The sequence below is a fragment of the Autumnicola edwardsiae genome, assembly GCF_031846505.1.
Classification (GTDB): domain Bacteria; phylum Bacteroidota; class Bacteroidia; order Flavobacteriales; family Flavobacteriaceae; genus Autumnicola; species Autumnicola edwardsiae.
Map to the genome: position 1 here is coordinate 28,628 of NZ_JAVRHP010000003.1, position 16,507 is coordinate 45,134.

Consider the following 16,507-nt stretch of genomic DNA (forward strand, 5'->3'; position numbering starts at 1 on the left):
ACTAATTAAGATCGGTTAAAGCACTATTTGTCTCTATTTCGTAAGGTAATTTATCCTTTTCAAAGATTCGGGCACTAAGGCTTCCTTTTAACGTTATTTTATCACCGGCAATCTCCAGCCAACTTCCCTCTCTAAGGCCTGCTACCGGCTGGGAATTTATACTATGGAATTCTTTTATGCGGGTCTCCCTGGTTTCCCCTTTGTGAGTAGAATTTTTATCAGGATCTAAATAGTGGGGATTAATATTGAAAGGAACAATTCCCAGCGTTTTAAAGCTGGGGGGATAAACTATAGGCATATCGTTGGTGGTTTGCATCGTTAACCCGGTAATGTTGGTGCCTGCACTTGTTCCCAGGTAAGCGGCTCCCGAAAATATTGCCTCTCTAAGCGGCTGCATTAATTTTTTCCGGTATAATTCTGAAACTAACAAAAAAGTGTTTCCGCCCCCGGTAAAAATACCTTTGGCATTTTTTATAGCACCTTCGGGATCTTCAAATTCATGGATTCCCTTTAGGTCGATATTTGCCATTTTGAAGGCATCACCCGCTTTTTTAGTATATTCATCAAGAGAAATGCCTCCGGGCCTTGCAAAAGGAATAAAAATGACTTCGGAAGCTCCTTTATATAGATTTTTTATCTCCGGAAGCAGGTATTCCAGGTAATGCTGGCCATGTAAGGTGGAAGTACTGGCAAGAATTGCGTTTTTCATAGTTTTATTTTTTGTAAAAGTAGAAAAATTGACTTTTTAAGAGGAATTTAGACTGCTATTTGTAATTATTAGAGGGAACTATTGTTACTTTATAAGAATGAAAGTATTGTGGATTAAATTTCTTGTCCTTTTTCTTGTTTTACTCTCCTTTGAAACGGGTGCACAGGAAAACCGTACCTTTTTGGATGGCCGTATACTTGTGCCGCCTGGCGATGATGCCGGTGGAATTACCATTTTCAATATAAATGCACGCGCCGGAACAATTACTGACGAAAATGGGGATTTCCAGATACAGGCCCGGGAAAGTGATAGCCTGTTTTTTTCAGCAGTACAATTTGAAGATTTTACCATCGTAGTTACAGCAAACCTTATAGAAGAACGTACAATGACCATTAATCTGAATGCTGCCGTTAATGACCTTCCCGAGGTGCGAATAAGTGATCTTTCAGGAATTATTGAGGTAGATGCAAAAAGGATCAGGGTAATAGGTGGCGAAAAACAATGGGTTGCCGCCCCGGAACTGCAGCGGCTTAAAAGTATGCCCCAGCGTTACCGCTCTAATTATGTGCGCAACGATGCGATGGGAAATGTAACGGCAAGTGATTACCAGGGCCTTAATTTTGCGAATATTTTTAGAGCGGTTTTTAGTAAAAAGAAAGAAAAGGAGCCACAACTTTCTCCGGAAAGGCTGGCCGACCAGATTTGGTTTCGTTTTGGGCAGGATTTCTTTGAAGAAACCCTTAATATTGCAAAAGAACATACCAGTGACTTCCTTTTTTACGTTATAGATAATGGCCTCACCCAGAAAATGTTTTATACTAAGAACGATCTGGAAATAATGCAGTTTCTTTTTGAACAAAAAGAGCATTACAGGCAGGAACATTAATAATTGCAAAAAATTCTACTTCTTTTTTATGCTGAAACCTTGTCTTGCACTCATTCTTCTTTTGCTTCCATTTCTAAATTTTGCTCAGGAAAGTATTCAGCTAAAAGGAAAAATAACCAACGATTCTCTTGAAGGTTCTTTTATAAACATCATTAATACTACTACCAATACCGGTACGATAAATTCGGCTTCGGGAGAATTCGAAATCAGGGTACGGCTTAATGATACCTTGCAGTTTTCCTCTATTCAGTATGAAAAACTGGAGGTTGCAATAACGCCGATAATAATGGAAGCTGAATATTTAAAGGTACTCCTGGTGCCGGGAATAAGTGAACTGGACGAAGTGAAAATAAGTAACATCGATCTTACCGGCAATTTAAACCGTGATATCGGTAATATGGACGCCTATAGCATCTCGCAATTCGGCATTCCTAATGCCAACAGGGAAACACTAAGTGCTGCAGAAAGGCGGCTTCAAGCTGCAACATCAACCTCTGTATCTACGTCTCTTTTGGGTGGAGGCGCAGGAGGAGCAGTTGGACTCGATCCTTTGTTTAATGCAATTTCCGGAAGGACAAAAAAGTTGAAGAAAATAGTGGCAAATGAAAAACTTCAGCAGATGGTGGAAAAAGGTGTCGATGCTTTTTCTACCCGTTTTTTTGTTGAAGAATTAAAAATTCCGGAGGATAAAATAATTAATTTCGTTTATTATTGTGCAGAAAATCATCAGTTGAAGTACCTTCTAAAGGACGAAAAAAGATTGGATTTGCTGGAGTTTTACATGAAGTATGCACCGGTCTTCCTGGGATTAAAAGCTTCAGAATAGATTCTGTTTACATGTACATATCATCATCATCATCAGGTCCCGCCAATGAAATTTGTTTTTAACCTGGAAAGCTTTTGCCGGAGTGCAATTCTATTAGTTTTATTTTGCTTTTGCAGTTTCTCCCAGGTTCTGGCCCAGGAAAGTATAAAGCTTCAGGGCAAAATTATAAATGATTCTCTGGAAAGCAGTTTTATAAATATTATTAATAAGACAACCAAAACCGGGACAATCAATTCTTCTTCCGGAGCCTTCGAGATTGTGGTAAGGGAGAAGGATACGTTACAATTTTCTTCGATTCAATATGAAAAACGAGAGGTGGTAATTAATGCCATGATTTTTAAATCTGGTTATCTTGAAGTCGAACTGCTTCCGGGGATAAATGAACTGGATGAGGTGAAGATCAGTAATATAACCTTAACCGGAAATCTGGCCGGTGATATTTCAAAAATGGACATTATCGAGGATAATTTTGGTTTTAAACGCGTTGACCGAAAGGAAAGAACAATTGGCGAGCGAAAACTTTCGGCTTATGGTGGCAGCCCCATAAATTTTCTCCTTGGGCATCTAAACGGAGATATAAAGATGCTGAAGAAAGTCCGGAAAAATGAAAAACTTCGGGCGATAGTGCATAAAGCAGAAGGAATGGTACCGATTTCTTTTTATAGAGATGATCTTAAAATACCTGAAGCTGACATAATTAATTTCTTCTATTTTTGTGCTGAAGAGCCGCAGTTTAATGATCTGCTGAGCGAAGAAAAAGTAATAGAGCTTATGGAATATTATAAGAAGCGCGCTCCAGATTTTCTTCAAATATATAATTTGGACTGAAGTTTGTTTAAATTTGAAAAAAATCCTGAATGAAAAAGATCACCCTGGTCCTGATTTGCTTTTTATCTTTATCTTCTTTTAAGGCAAACAGATCTCACGAATTTTATTTGAGTGTAACAGAGCTTGAATACAAAAAGGATGCAGGTACGTTTCAAATTATTAGCCGTGTTTTTATTGATGATTTTCAGAAAGTACTCAACAAGCGTTATGGGAAAAACATTAGTCTTTCTCATGAGAAGGAGACAGGCGATGTAGAAAACAGCATTAATAAATACCTTTCGCAAAAGTTGCAGATCCAAATAAACGGAGAAAAATTTCAGCTTAATTACCTGGGGAAAGAATACGAAGGTGACCAGCTAATCCTTTATGTTGAGGTGAAAAATGTGCCGGATTTTAATCGAATTGAAGTCACAAATGCGATTTTAACCGACCTTTACGATGATCAGAAAAATGTGGTACATGTAAAAAAGGGGGAGCAATTAAAGAGCCTTTTACTTGAAAAAGACCAGGACAGTGGTGTCATAAATTTTGGGTAATAAGTATTCAATAGAAATGAAAATATTACTTTTAGCAATCTTTAAATTAAATATTAGTTAATGAGAACAATGAGATTAGTATGTTCAGTATTTTGTATGTTCCTGTTTGCCGGAGTTAATGCTCAGGAAAACAATGGGGAAAGCCAGGAGCCGCAGAGGCAGGAGGGGCATATAAACCAGAACAAATTCCGACAACTTTATCAGATTTTTTCAACTCCAAACCAGTATCGTACGGCATCAGGAGCTCCGGGCCCTGCTTATTATCAGAATCAGGCAGATTATAAGATGGACATTGTGCTGGATGATGAAAATACAAGGCTTGATGGAGAGGAAACAATTACTTACCACAATAATTCCCCCGAAGAACTTGCTTATTTATGGGTGCAACTGGACCAAAACATTCGGAAGAAAGATGCTCCGGCCCTGGAGAAAGATCCAAGTGGAATGACGCCTGTTTCCACTCCGGGACGTTTTGTTAATCGATATCTTGAAGAGCCCTTTGATGGAGGTTTTAATATTGAAGAAGTCTCAAGAAACGGGCAACCGTTGGATTATACAATAAACCAGACGATGATGAGGATTGATCTTCCCGAAGCTTTAAAGTCGGGCGAGAGTTATACGTTCACTATTAAATGGTGGTATAACGTCAACAACCACGTTACCAACAGGGCACGTTCTGGATATGAATATTTTCCTGAAGATGGAAACAGGGCTTATGTTATTGCACAGTTTTTCCCCAGGATGGCAGTTTATAATGACGTAGAAGGCTGGCAGAACATGCAGTTTTGGGGTAGTGGGGAGTTCGCGCTTCCGTTTGGAGACTACGAGGTGAATATCACAGTACCTGCAGATCACATCATGGAAGCTACAGGTGAACTTCAAAACCGAAAGGAAGTCTATTCCCGGGAGATGATGAACCGTTATGAGCAGGCAAAGAAATCTTTTGATAAGCCGGTAATGATTGTGACCCAGGAAGAAGCCGAAGAGGCTGAACAGGGATCTGCCAACAGGACGAAGACCTGGACCTATAAAGCCGAAATGGTAAGGGATTTTGCTTTTTCTACGTCAAGAAAGTTTATCCTGGATATGATGGCTGTAGATGTTATGGGAAAAGATGTTATGGCAGTTTCTTTATATCCTAAAGAAGGCAACCCGCTTTGGGAGCAGTGGTCTACAAGAGCAGTGGCAAGCACGCTGCAAAGTTACTCAAACCATACTTTCCGGTACCCTTATCATAAAGCGGTTTCTGTACATGCAAAAAATCAGGGGATGGAATATCCAATGATTTGCTGGAATTATGGACGTCCCGATGAGAATGGAGAATACAGCGATAGGGTGAAATTTGGGATGATAAGTGTAATTATTCACGAAGTGGGGCATAATTATTTCCCTATGATTGTAAACAGTGATGAGCGCCAGTGGGGCTGGATGGACGAAGGTTTAAACACCTTTACACAATTTCTTGCAGAGCAAAAATTTGCTGAAGAATATCCCGAAGCTATAGCTCCATTGGATGAGTATCCTTCCAGAAGAGGTATACCTTCCAAAATTATTCCTTATATGAAAGGAGATCAGAGCTTTATCGCTCCAATCATGTCTAATCCGGAAGAAGTTCATCAACTGGGGAACAATGCCTATGGAAAGCCCGCCACAGCTCTAAATATCCTTAGGGAAACTGTAATGGGGCGTGAATTATTTGATTATGCTTACGCCACTTATGCGCAACGATGGATGTTTAAACATCCAACGCCTGAAGATTTTTTCAGGACTATGGAAGATGCTTCAGGTGTAGACCTGGATTGGTTCTGGAATGGATGGTTTTATGGCACCGAAAATGTGGATATTGGAATTGAGCGGGTTCAGAAGTTATTCGTTACAGACAAACCTACAGAACAGGCTTTGGAATTTTTAAGAGGCCAGGGAATTTCAAATGCTGATGACATAGATGCACTCTATGTAGTTGAAGAAGGTGGTGAAGGTTTTGAGGAAACGATGAAAGGGCAATCTGTATTAGAGAACGCCCCATCCCTTAACGAATATATAATGGATAACTTTTCTGCGGAAGAGCGCCAGAATTTTACAATTCCGAACTACTTCTACCAAATTGTCTTTGAAAAACCGGGAGGATTGGTAATGCCGCTTATCGTAGAATACGAATATGCCGATGGTACTTCTGAAAAGGTTACTTATCCTGCACAAATCTGGAGAAAAAATGATGATCGTGTGAGCAAAGCCATTGCTACCGATAAGGAAATTGTGAAAGTAACCATAGATCCCGACCTGGAAACTGCAGATGTTGACCTGTCTAATAATACATGGCCAGAGAATGAGACAAAGAACCAGTTTGAACAGTTTAAAGAAAATGCAGACTAAATTTTTAACTTAAAATATTAAGCCGACTTTAACGAGTCGGCTTTTTTTTTAGCCATATTTGTATTTATATTTGTGAGCTATGTTATTACTACCATTATTTATAAGCGGTGCCGAAATCGCATTTATCATGTTTATCCTGGTCATGGTCTTTGGAGCTGATAAAATTCCGGAAATTGCACGGGGGTTGGGCAAAGGAATGAAGTCGCTTAAAAATGCTTCCAATGATATTAAAGGAGAAATCCAAAGAAGTGCCGAGAAACAGGGTATCGATAAAAATATGTCCAATGACATTAAAGGTGAAATAGATAAGGTAAGAGAAGATATCGATGACATCACCGGGTCTGTAAGACGTAAATTGTAATTAGCCTGTAAAAAAGCATGTGGGAAAAGCTAAAACTGTGGGACAGGGAGCTTTTTATTTATCTGAACAGCTTAGGAATAGAATCTCACGATAACTTCTGGATTTATGTAACGCAGCCGGAAAATTGGATTCCGCTGCACATTTTGTTTTTTATCCTTTTCTTTATTGCTTATCACTGGAGAAAGGCAGTTATGACTTCACTTTTTCTAATTGCGACAGTTGGAACAACCTGGGTGTTTACCAATTTTGTAAAGGGAATTGCCATCAGGTTGCGGCCTAACAACAATCCAGATTTAGCCGAAATAATACGTATCCTGCAGGAACCAACCAATTACAGTTTCTTCTCAGGCCATGCATCTACTTCTTTTGCAGCGGTTACCTTTATAGTCCTGGCTTTAAAAGATAAATCTTCCTGGATTTACCTGGCTTACATCTGGCCTGTAATTTTTGTGCTTAGCAGGATTTTCGTGGGCGTGCACTATCCTTCAGATATTATTGTGGGTACTTCTGTTGGTATTATAATGGCCTTTATATTCTTTTGGGCCTATCAAAAATCAGGTAAGCGTTTTGCCCTGTAATTAGTCAGTTTAAAATATTGTAAGTTTATTTTTTACGGGTTAAGGTAAGTCCATCCCGTACAGGTAGAATAACTGTTTCTACGCGGGTATCGTTCACCAGCATCTCATTGTACATCAGCAAAGCTTTTGTAGATTCATCATCGGGTTTTAATTCTTCAACCACTTTGCCGCTCCACAGTACATTATCAGATAAAATTACTCCTCCAGGATTCATCTTGTTAATAATGAGATCAAAATAGGCGGGATAATTGGGCTTATCTGCATCTATAAAAACAAGGTCAAAATTTTCATGGATCTGCGGAATTATTTCAACAGCATCACCAAGATATTGTTTAATGTTACTGCTATATGCTGATGCTTCAAAATATTCTCTCTGAAAATCGTAAAGTTCTTCATTCACATCAATGGTATGTATTTTTCCGTTTTCCGCCAGTCCTTCTGCCAGGCACAGGGCTGAGTAGCCTGTATAAGTTCCAATTTCAAGGATAGTTTTTGGTCTTATTATTTTGGATAATAAACTTAGTAACCGCCCCTGGTAATGTCCGCTAAGCATACGTGGCTGAAGTATCTTCTGGTTAGTTTCCCTGTTTAGCCTGGCGAGAAGCTCAGGCTCCTTTTGAGAATGGGCAACAATATAATTATCAATTTTATCTGGCAGAAAATCCATGATCTTTTCTTTTTTGCAAATTTAAACAATTTAGGAAGGCGTTTTTAATTATGATTCTCTTTGGTAAATTGTATTTTTACCGCAAAACAAATGCTATGCAATTCGAGAATAACAGGGAATTTGCTTTAAAACTGGATGCTGAAGATGAACTCTCAAAATACAGAGATCAATTTATTTTTCCAAAAGTAGATGGAAAAGAGGTGATCTATTTTGTGGGGAATTCTCTTGGTCTACAGCCCAAATCGGCCGGAAAATATGTCGATGAGATTATGCAAGCTTGGGCAGAACTGGGCGTAGAAGGTCATTTTAAGGCAGAAAAATCCTGGTGGGACTACCACGAGCGCTTTGCAGATAAACTTGCAAAAGTGGTTGGGGCGAAACCTTCAGAAGTTACTGTTATGAACACCTTAACCGTGAATCTTCATTTACTGATGGTTTCCTTTTATAGGCCTTCAGGAAAAAGATTCAAAATAATTTGTGAGGAAAAGGCATTTCCAAGCGACCAGTATATGCTTGCAAGTCAGGCGCGATTTCATGGATATGATCCTTCCGAAGCTATTGTGGAAGTGAAGAAACGCAATGGAGAAAACAATTTTAGAACCGAAGATGTTTTACAGACCATAAAGGAAGTAGGGGAGGAGTGCGCACTAATTCTGATTGGCGGAGTAAATTATTACTCAGGACAGGTTTTTGATATGCAGAAAATTACTGAAGCCGGACACGAAATTGGTGCTTTTGTAGGCTGGGACTTAGCTCATGCGGCAGGGAATATCGAACTTAAACTGAATGACTGGAAGGTGGACTTCGCGGCCTGGTGTAGCTATAAGTACATGAATTCAGGTCCCGGAAATGCTTCCGGATGCTATATTAATGAAAAATACCACAACCTTAAGGACCTGCCTCGCTTTGAAGGCTGGTGGGGCCACAATAAGAAAAGGCGGTTTTTAATGGAACCCGAATTTCAACCGGAACCGGATGCAAATGCCTGGCAGATTAGTAATGTACCGGTTTTGGCACTTGCTCCTTACCTTGCTTCCCTGGAGATGTTTGATGAAGTGGGAATGCCGGCGCTTATCCGTAAAAGAAATAAAATTGTTGCCTACCTGGAATTTGTTTTACAGGAAATAGATAAAGAAGTGGAGAGTTCTTTCGAAATTATTACTCCGCCAGATCAAAACGAGAGAGGGACACAAATTTCGGTTTTTTTACATGGAGAAGGCAAGGAAATCTTTAACTACCTAATGAAAAATGGCATTTTTGTCGACTGGCGTGAACCAAATGTAATCAGACTGGCTCCCGCACCATTTTACTGTTCATTTTCAGATGTTTTTAACTTCGGACAGGTCCTTAAACAAGGGATTTTAGGTAAAAAAGAGTAAATCACACTCAAATCCTGATATTTCTGTCCGATTTTTGACCGTAATGCACCTATTGCACCGAAATATCTGAAAAGAAGAGCTCAAAGCTACCATCAGGTGACTTGTGAGATTTGGCAATTTTCAACCCACTATATTCCTGATAATCCTCCCAGGTGGTAGGCATTTCTCTATTCCCATCGGCAGATTTATAAACCCATTCCTGTACCATTAAATCATCATTATAATATATATCGTAAGTGTCACCAGGAGTGTAACCGCCATCGTTGGAATAAGAAACTATTAATTTATCCATTGTATCTCCACTTATGGGAGCTGTTGCGTTTTTTTCTTCTGTAATTTCTGCATCAGACCATACCAGTTGGTAAGGGAACAACAGCCAATAAGAATCATTTATGAATTTCTGATCTATTTCTTTCTCATCCTCTGTTAAATCTTCATCTTGTGTATAACTGCGTGTGCTGCCGTTTTCGGTGAGACTAATTTCATTGGTTTGCGGATTCCACTGCCAACTTCTTTGCGACCTAAGCGTATCCTGAACCTTTACATTAAACGTAAAATTAAGTTCTTCGACCTGGTCAAAAGACTCAAATCCATTCGCATCTGCTATCCTTTGTGGCAGGTCTGTATTTTCTGCTGAAGATGAAGTCCAAGCTTTATTGCTTTGATTACAGCTCCATAGTGCTATGGATAAAATCAAAAGAAAGAATAATTTTTTCATTGTAAGAAGTTTTGCCTTCCGCCTTATTTTCGGAAATTGTTAAACACTAAATATACAAATTACATTGATTAAATGGCATTTATACTCATGCCGCCATCGGCAACTATATTCTGGCCGGTGATATAGGAGGATTTAGCCATAGCCAAAAAAGCAATAATAGAAGATATTTCTTTTGCCTGAGCAACTCTTTTTAAAGGAGTGCGGTTAACAATAGGATCTATTTTTTCCTTCTGTTCAAGGTAGCCGCGGGTGAGCGGTGTTTCGGTGAACCAGGGCGAAACCGCGTTAACCCTTATTCCGTCCATAGCCCATTCTACAGCCAGGCTTCGGGTTTGTTGAAGCAAGCCCGCTTTGGACATGGCATAAGGTGTGCCTGTACCTACATCTTGCGTGGCTGCGGAAGATGCTACGTTAATAATGGCTGCCTTGCCGGAATTTTTTAGAAAGGAGTATAATCTTCGGCTTAGCTCAAAGGGAGAAACCAAATTAACTTCGAGAACTTTACGGTATTCTTCTTCAGAATAATTCTGAGCTCTTTTCCTGATGTTTATTCCGGCATTATTTACCAGCACATCAACAGTGCCCCAGTTCTCTTTAATCCATAAGCTTAATGTTTCCTGGCTTTGCTTTAAGGAACAATCTGAAACTATTCCCGTAGCAGGTAGTTTTAGATCCCTAAGTTCCTCCTGAAATTTCTTGACATCTTCCGCATTTCTGGCGGTAAATAAAACTTCTGCGCCTAGTTCTAAAAATTCTATAACAGTAGCTCTGCCAATACCCTTAGTACCTCCCGTTATTACAGCTTTTCTTCCATTTAAAGTCCACATAAATGAGTTTTGGCTAAATGTAAGGTTTATTGGTAAGAAAGAGGTTGTATAAAAAAAGCTTCCAAATTGCTATGCCTTATCCATTTCAGAATTGATCGTTCTGATTTTAAACTTCCGCAAGCACCTGGATTATTCAGTTTCGACGAACAATAGAATTCTTTAGACAACCTCTTATTATAGGTTTGGGCAGTGTGTTAAAGATTACGTCCGGTCAATAACTTGTACAAAACTAAAATTACTGCTACCACAATTAAAATGTGGATAATACTGCCTAGGTCTGGAAATGCAAAATATCCAACAAGCCATCCAATAATCAATAAAACAATGATAAGCCAAATTAAATCTCTCATAGTGGAGTAGTATTTAGCAGCTTTCGCTGCGGATTAGTTAATATTATTTTTTGTACAGGTAAAGCAGAATCTATAAGTGACTTCTGCAACGTCTAACGAAGTTATGTAATCCTTTTTCCTGCTAATCAAAATTTAACGTGTGTTTAACTATTCTAAAATCGGAATACAATTTTATTGCTTCAGTATAAATACTCAAATACAACGTATCAACCTAGTCTGGATCACATTGTAAAAGGAGAGCGAAATATCCCGTAATCATAAGCCACGGTGGATGTGGTGGGCATAATCCTCATCAGGGTTTTTTTAACAGCGTGGTGCAAACAATTCATCTATGTTTCTGTATTCCAGTAAAACCGGGGTAGGGAGGCTTGTTTTTAAGCTTGTTTGGGCGTAATCTGACATTTATCTTCAAAAATTCTACTCCTATATTCTCTTCAGCCTAAAATTTGCCGCACAAAACCTTCTATCTGTGAAATATCAATCTCATCATGATGAACATGTCCGTAATCTACTATTGAATCGCATTTCCATAAAAATATGAGTGTAATCCTCCTGCTCTTCCTTGTATGATATTGGTTTAGCTGATCTGCCAGGATTAATCAAAGTGTTTCTCATTTTCAGCCATGAATCCGGTATCAAATTTAATCTTTCTGCAAGGTATTATTCTTAAAGAAGGATTTTATTTCCTGCCCGGGTCTGGCATAATGAAAACGGTCAAGAAGTGTGGGGAGTGCATAACCATCCAGCCCGTTAACTGCAACTGTACCTGCATCATCCAGCCTAAGCCAACCGTCTGGGGCCTGTATACTTTCATCAAAATATATGTGTTCTATGGCTGCTACAATCAGCAACGTGTCGTTTTCCTTAATCTCATACTCATTTAGATACTTACAACCCAGTTTTACTATGGATTGCTTTACATAAGGTGCAAAAAAGTTGTCGAGATATTCTTCTTCAAGACCGGTTTTTTGAAATTCAGATACTTCTTCATCATACTTTGCGGCCGTTTGATGAGCGCTTTCTATCATGTTCTCCTGTACATGATTTACTGTAAAATAGGAGTTTTCCTTTATGTTCTTATAAGTATTCCGGGGGATGTGGGTAGGACGGGTAATAAATCCAAGAAGGGCAGGATTACTTCCCAAATGAGTAACAGAACTAAAAACGGCCACATTTACTAAGTTGTTTTTTGACTTTGTGGCAATGAGGTTCGCAGATTTATACCCTGTGCAACTATTTATGAGATTAAGCTGGAAAATTTTTTCCATTTCCTTAATATCACTGGCAGTAAAATGTTTCATGAAAAGATTAGTTGATTAATGGGATTTCAAGTTACTAATCACCCGCAATAATGTCTGTTAATGCTTTTTTAATTTAGGCCTGGTTTTCAAGTTTATTGATTTTCATTTCATAAATTTCTATGGCCTCTCGTACTGCATCTACATTATCAGAGGATTTCTGGTGAGCATTTTCCATTGCTTTTTCAAGTCCGCTATCAGGGCTCTGGAATAGATCTGTTATAACATGATTAATTTTGTCAATAATGCTTTCCTGGCTGTTCTTAATATCTTCCAGTTTATTCAAAGTCGCCCTCATTTGCTCTAATTTTTGTTGATCCATTATTCTTATTTTTTTGATTCGATAATAATTTAGGTGAAAAGCAGCAGGTAAAAAAAGGATTTGACATTTGTTTATGCTTTTAATTAAAAATCTCTTTATTAATTTTCGAATTGGCCTAATTCCATAGCCCTTCAAAGAGTCATATAGAGCTTCCTTTTCCTGAAATTCATAAATAATGAGTACTTTCGCGAGGGGATATGCGGCCCTTAAAGGCGCGCGTAACAAAGTTTGTACATGCAAAAAGAAAAAAGTATTGCTGTAGTCGGTTCCGGGCTTGTGGGATCTCTGTTGGCTCTTTATTTAAAAAATATGGGTCATGAGGTTACTGTCTTTGATCGAAGACAGGATGTTAGAAAAGTAGAATTTTCTGGCAGGTCTATTAATCTGGCAATGTCCAACAGAGGTTGGAAGGCACTCAAAACGGCAGGAATAGAAACCGAAATACGAAAACTCGCTCTTCCTCTGGATAAAAGAGCTATGCATGTAAACAATAAGCCACTTTACTTTCAGAAATATGGAAAAGAAGGTGAAGCTATATATTCTATTTCCCGCGGAATCTTAAACCGAAAAATGATTGATCTTGCGGAAGATGCAGGCGTTAAATTCAGGTTTGGGGAAAAGATTTGGGATATCAATATGCCAGAAGCGAAGCTTTACACAGGAGAATCTGAAAAAGGGGAGTGGAAGGAATATTGTTTTGATCTTATTTTTGGAGCAGATGGTGCATTTTCCCGTATCCGTCACAAGATGCAGCGGCAGAGTCGCTTTGATTATAGCCAACACTTTATAGATGTGGGGTATAAAGAACTTCGCATTCCCGCCAATAGCGACGGCACTCATAAACTGGATAACGCCTCCTTTCATATCTGGCCGCGCGGTAAATTTATGCTTATTGCCATGCCTAATCAGGATGGAAGTTTTACCTGCACGCTCTTTATGCCTTTTGAAGGTGAAGTGTCTTTTGAAAGTATTACTACAGAAGAAAAAGCAGAAGAATTCTTTGAAACCTTTTTTCCTGATATCAAGGATGAAATTTCTAATTTAAAGCGGGATTTCTTTAAAAATCCTACCAGCGCAATGGTTACTATTAAGTGTTTTCCATGGACATTTAACGATAAGGTAGCTCTAGTTGGTGATTCTGCGCATGCTGTTGTTCCTTTTTATGGACAAGGGATGAATGCCGGCTTCGAGGATATTTCAGTTTTGTTTGAAAAAATCCGGAAATATAAGGATAACTGGCAACTGATTTTTCAGGAATACCAGAAAGAAAGAAAACCAAATACCGATGCTATTGCAGAACTCAGCTACAGAAATTTTATCGAGATGAGCAGTAAAACCGCTGATCCCGATTTTCTTCTTCGGAAGAAGATAGAGAACCGCTTTGGCGAAAAGCATCCCGGAAGCTGGGTCCCCCTGTATTCACGGGTTACTTTTTCTGATAAACCTTACGCTGAAGCGTTGGCAATTGGAGAGAAGCAGCGCAGAATAATGGACGAGGTTATGGAAATGCCAAATATCGGTAAAAAGTGGAACCACGAGGAAGTAGAGAACAGGATTCTGGAACTTCTTGCAGCAGCCATGTAATCAACTTCTCCTCCAGATTTTTATCATCTACTGTCAGGCAGAGATTAATACAAAGTAAGTTTTTGCCGATTTTAGTGGTCGTTTTCCTTTAAAATATCCGGAAAATTCGACTTAAACCTGTTAAGCCTTGGGATAGAAACATTCTGAATATAAGGATTGTTTGGATTCTTCCTTTCATAGTCCTGGTGATAATCTTCTGCCACCCAAAACTTCTGAAATGGCAGAATTTCTGCGGCTATTGGTTCCTCATAATCTTGAGCTACCTGAGATTTAACTTCCTCAACTATTTCTTTTTGTTGCTGATTTTGGAAAAACACTATAGAGCGATATTGAGATCCTATATCGGGGCCCTGGCCATTTACCTGTGTGGGGTCCTGGGAGCCAAAATAGACCTCTACCAAAGTTCTGAAGTCAACACTTTCAGGATCGTAAATAACTTCTACAGCTTCGGCATGTCCCGTTCTGCCAGTGTTACTTTCTTCATAGGTGGGATTTTTCGTGTGACCTCCTGCATAACCTGAAATTGCTTCATCCACTCCTTCAATACTTTCATAGATTGCCTCTACACACCAAAAACAGCCGCTGGCAAAATATGCACGTTCCATTCCATTTTCAGCAGGTACCTCTACAGGTTCGGCATTTGCAATTTCCGATTTTGTAACGGTTTTCTTTTGTGCCTGATTTCCGCAGGACATAAAAACAAATAAGAGTATAGTTAAAAAGCTTTTCATAGTTTTTATTTTTTAATCATAAATATTTTTCACCTTTGGGTGTAGGTGCCCTCAAGGGTTTTTTTGCCATACATGGCATAATCTATAGCTAATTCTCCGTTTATCGTGAAACCTTTCCAGTCCAGGTCCAGGTTCCCGTTTGATCCTGCTGTTATCACTGCAAGAGGGACATCTTTATCAAATTGTTCCCAGGGCAAATCCTCATTTGTGTTCTTTTCTGAAGGTCCTACGTAAAAGACTTTAATTTCATCTCCGGATTTAACAAAGCGAGAATTGATATAAATCTTATCTTCGGATAAACACAATTCTTTATTTTCTGAGAAATTAAACTCCAGACAATAGCAGCTGCAAGCATTGTCTTGCTGTTGATCTGTCTTTATGTACAAATTTCCCTCCAAATTACCCAAAGGGTCTGTTTCTGAGTCAGGAGTAATAGTTTCCGGTGCAGTCTCTATAGTGTCTCCTGCTTTTTTACCATTTTTGCCACTGTCGGCAGAGGTGTACTCTTTCTTTGGACTTTTGTCTTCTATTTTCTCTTTGTTTTCTGGCTGGTCTTTACAGGCAAACACAGAAAGTATTAGAAGGAAACCCAGGATTTTTGCTTTCATGACAGGATTTTATGTAATTTAAAGATAACTTTTTAGAAAGTTAATTGTGTAAAAGAGATGTTAATCCCCTATTCCAAAAGCTTTGAGAAATAAAAAAGCTGCCGGATTTCCGACAGCTTTGTTAATTTGTATTTTTCGAAAATTTTAGAACCTATTAAAAAGTCCATCCATTTTTTCCTGCTCTTCCTTAGCTAATTCTTCGTCAACCAGGATTCGGCCGCTATGTTCATCTGTGATAATTTTTTTTCTACCTGCAATTTCCATGATTACCTGCGGCGGAATGGTAAAATAAGAACCTCCTGAAGCACCACGTTCTACGGGAACAATGGCAAGACCATTTTTAACATTGGTTCTTATTCTCTTGTAAGCTTTTACAAGGCGTTCTTCAATGTCTTGCTCGTATTCTTTAGACTTGTCAATAAGTGCCTGCTCTTCCTTCTCGGTTTCAGCAAGGATCTCGTCCAGCTCATTTTTTTTATGCTCAAGATGCTTTTTTCTTTCATCAAGGCGTTCTGTGGTCTTAGAAATAACCTCTTTTTTCTGTTCGATCTGGGCTTTATATTCTCTAATATTCTTTTCTGCAAGCTCAATTTCCAGCTCCTGAAATTCCACCTCTTTGCTCAATGCATTGAATTCGCGATTATTACGAACGTTTTTTTGTTGCTCAGAATATTTTTTCATCGCGGTTTTTGACTCATCAATAAGGTTTTTCTTAGTTTTGATGTCATTCTCGATTACTTCAATATCGGCATCTAATTTTTCCAAACGTGTGTTCAATCCTGCTACCTCGTCTTCCAAATCTTCAACTTCCAGAGGAAGCTCGCCTCGTACGTTTCGTATTTCGTCAATTCTGGAATCAACTAACTGAAGATCGTACAATGCTCTTAACTTCTCTTCTACAGTAACATCGTTTTTTTTTGCCATAG

Annotated in this window: 19 protein-coding genes; 9 read left to right on the forward strand and 10 right to left on the reverse strand. The window is 38.8% G+C overall.

The genetic code is table 11. The annotated features are described in order from the left end of the window. Position 1: 1 nt before the first annotated feature. Positions 2–709: a dipeptidase PepE gene (gene pepE / locus RM529_RS01075; protein ID WP_311482892.1), complete on the reverse strand. Its 708-nt coding sequence runs from the start codon at positions 707–709 to the stop codon at positions 2–4. A 97-nt stretch (positions 710–806) separates the two neighbouring features. On the opposite strand from pepE, the gene RM529_RS01080 reads away from it, so the two are divergent. The 7 genes from RM529_RS01080 to RM529_RS01110 all read left to right on the forward strand — a co-directional run bounded on the left by RM529_RS01080 (position 807) and on the right by RM529_RS01110 (position 7,097). Continuing rightward, positions 807–1,595: a peptidase associated/transthyretin-like domain-containing protein gene (locus RM529_RS01080; protein ID WP_311482893.1), complete on the forward strand. Its 789-nt coding sequence runs from the start codon at positions 807–809 to the stop codon at positions 1,593–1,595. Positions 1,596–1,623: 28 nt separating this feature from the next. Further along, positions 1,624–2,421 carry a hypothetical protein gene (locus RM529_RS01085; RefSeq protein ID WP_311482894.1) on the forward strand — a complete coding sequence of 266 codons (798 nt, stop codon included), beginning with the start codon at positions 1,624–1,626 and terminating at the stop codon, positions 2,419–2,421. Positions 2,422–2,466: 45 nt separating this feature from the next. After that, entirely contained in the window at positions 2,467–3,249 is a 783-nt protein-coding gene (locus tag RM529_RS01090) for a peptidase associated/transthyretin-like domain-containing protein (protein WP_311482895.1), read from the forward strand. 29 nt (positions 3,250–3,278) lie between these two features. Continuing rightward, positions 3,279–3,785 carry a DUF6702 family protein gene (locus tag RM529_RS01095; protein WP_311482896.1) on the forward strand — a complete coding sequence of 169 codons (507 nt, stop codon included), beginning with the start codon at positions 3,279–3,281 and terminating at the stop codon, positions 3,783–3,785. Between the two features lie 60 nt (positions 3,786–3,845). After that, positions 3,846–6,158 carry a M1 family metallopeptidase gene (locus RM529_RS01100; RefSeq protein ID WP_311482897.1) on the forward strand — a complete coding sequence of 771 codons (2,313 nt, stop codon included), beginning with the start codon at positions 3,846–3,848 and terminating at the stop codon, positions 6,156–6,158. A gap of 79 nt (positions 6,159–6,237) precedes the next feature. Beyond that, on the forward strand, positions 6,238–6,519 hold the full coding sequence (locus tag RM529_RS01105; RefSeq protein ID WP_311482898.1) for a Sec-independent protein translocase subunit TatA/TatB: 282 nt from the start codon (positions 6,238–6,240) through the stop codon (positions 6,517–6,519). Between the two features lie 17 nt (positions 6,520–6,536). After that, positions 6,537–7,097, forward strand: coding sequence for a phosphatase PAP2 family protein (locus tag RM529_RS01110; protein ID WP_311482899.1), 561 nt, complete (start codon positions 6,537–6,539; stop codon positions 7,095–7,097). Between the two features lie 25 nt (positions 7,098–7,122). On the opposite strand, the gene RM529_RS01115 is transcribed toward RM529_RS01110, so the two are convergent. Continuing rightward, positions 7,123–7,764: an O-methyltransferase gene (locus tag RM529_RS01115; protein ID WP_311482900.1), complete on the reverse strand. Its 642-nt coding sequence runs from the start codon at positions 7,762–7,764 to the stop codon at positions 7,123–7,125. 95 nt (positions 7,765–7,859) lie between these two features. Here RM529_RS01115 and kynU point away from each other — a divergent pair, with 95 nt between their 5' ends. After that, complete coding sequence (kynU, locus tag RM529_RS01120) at positions 7,860–9,143, forward strand: kynureninase (RefSeq protein ID WP_311482901.1); 1,284 nt, start codon at positions 7,860–7,862, stop codon at positions 9,141–9,143. A 49-nt stretch (positions 9,144–9,192) separates the two neighbouring features. Here the strand turns inward: kynU and RM529_RS01125 are convergent, their stop codons facing one another. From RM529_RS01125 to RM529_RS01145, 5 genes are all read right to left on the reverse strand, one after another. Beyond that, positions 9,193–9,861: a hypothetical protein gene (locus RM529_RS01125; RefSeq protein ID WP_311482902.1), complete on the reverse strand. Its 669-nt coding sequence runs from the start codon at positions 9,859–9,861 to the stop codon at positions 9,193–9,195. A 68-nt stretch (positions 9,862–9,929) separates the two neighbouring features. Then, on the reverse strand, positions 9,930–10,688 hold the full coding sequence (locus RM529_RS01130) for an SDR family oxidoreductase (RefSeq protein WP_311482903.1): 759 nt from the start codon (positions 10,686–10,688) through the stop codon (positions 9,930–9,932). A 194-nt stretch (positions 10,689–10,882) separates the two neighbouring features. Beyond that, positions 10,883–11,038 (reverse strand): lmo0937 family membrane protein, encoded by a 156-nt coding sequence (locus tag RM529_RS01135; RefSeq protein WP_311482904.1) that lies wholly within the window; start codon positions 11,036–11,038, stop codon positions 10,883–10,885. A 641-nt stretch (positions 11,039–11,679) separates the two neighbouring features. Further along, positions 11,680–12,339 carry a flavin reductase family protein gene (locus RM529_RS01140; RefSeq protein ID WP_311482905.1) on the reverse strand — a complete coding sequence of 220 codons (660 nt, stop codon included), beginning with the start codon at positions 12,337–12,339 and terminating at the stop codon, positions 11,680–11,682. A 73-nt stretch (positions 12,340–12,412) separates the two neighbouring features. Further along, a complete protein-coding gene (locus RM529_RS01145; protein WP_311482906.1) occupies positions 12,413–12,658 on the reverse strand; it encodes a hypothetical protein in 246 nt (81 codons plus the stop codon). A 234-nt stretch (positions 12,659–12,892) separates the two neighbouring features. On the opposite strand from RM529_RS01145, the gene RM529_RS01150 reads away from it, so the two are divergent. After that, positions 12,893–14,242 carry an FAD-dependent oxidoreductase gene (locus tag RM529_RS01150; RefSeq protein ID WP_311482907.1) on the forward strand — a complete coding sequence of 450 codons (1,350 nt, stop codon included), beginning with the start codon at positions 12,893–12,895 and terminating at the stop codon, positions 14,240–14,242. 71 nt (positions 14,243–14,313) lie between these two features. Here RM529_RS01150 and msrA read toward each other — a convergent pair whose 3' ends face one another. The 3 genes from msrA to RM529_RS01165 form a co-directional block, all read right to left on the reverse strand. Then, positions 14,314–14,973 (reverse strand): peptide-methionine (S)-S-oxide reductase MsrA, encoded by a 660-nt coding sequence (gene msrA / locus RM529_RS01155; protein ID WP_311482908.1) that lies wholly within the window; start codon positions 14,971–14,973, stop codon positions 14,314–14,316. Between the two features lie 29 nt (positions 14,974–15,002). Beyond that, positions 15,003–15,581, reverse strand: a complete 579-nt coding sequence (locus RM529_RS01160; RefSeq protein WP_311482909.1) for a hypothetical protein — start codon at positions 15,579–15,581, stop codon at positions 15,003–15,005. 144 nt (positions 15,582–15,725) lie between these two features. Beyond that, positions 15,726–16,505: a zinc ribbon domain-containing protein gene (locus RM529_RS01165; RefSeq protein ID WP_311482910.1), complete on the reverse strand. Its 780-nt coding sequence runs from the start codon at positions 16,503–16,505 to the stop codon at positions 15,726–15,728. Positions 16,506–16,507 lie beyond the last annotated feature (2 nt).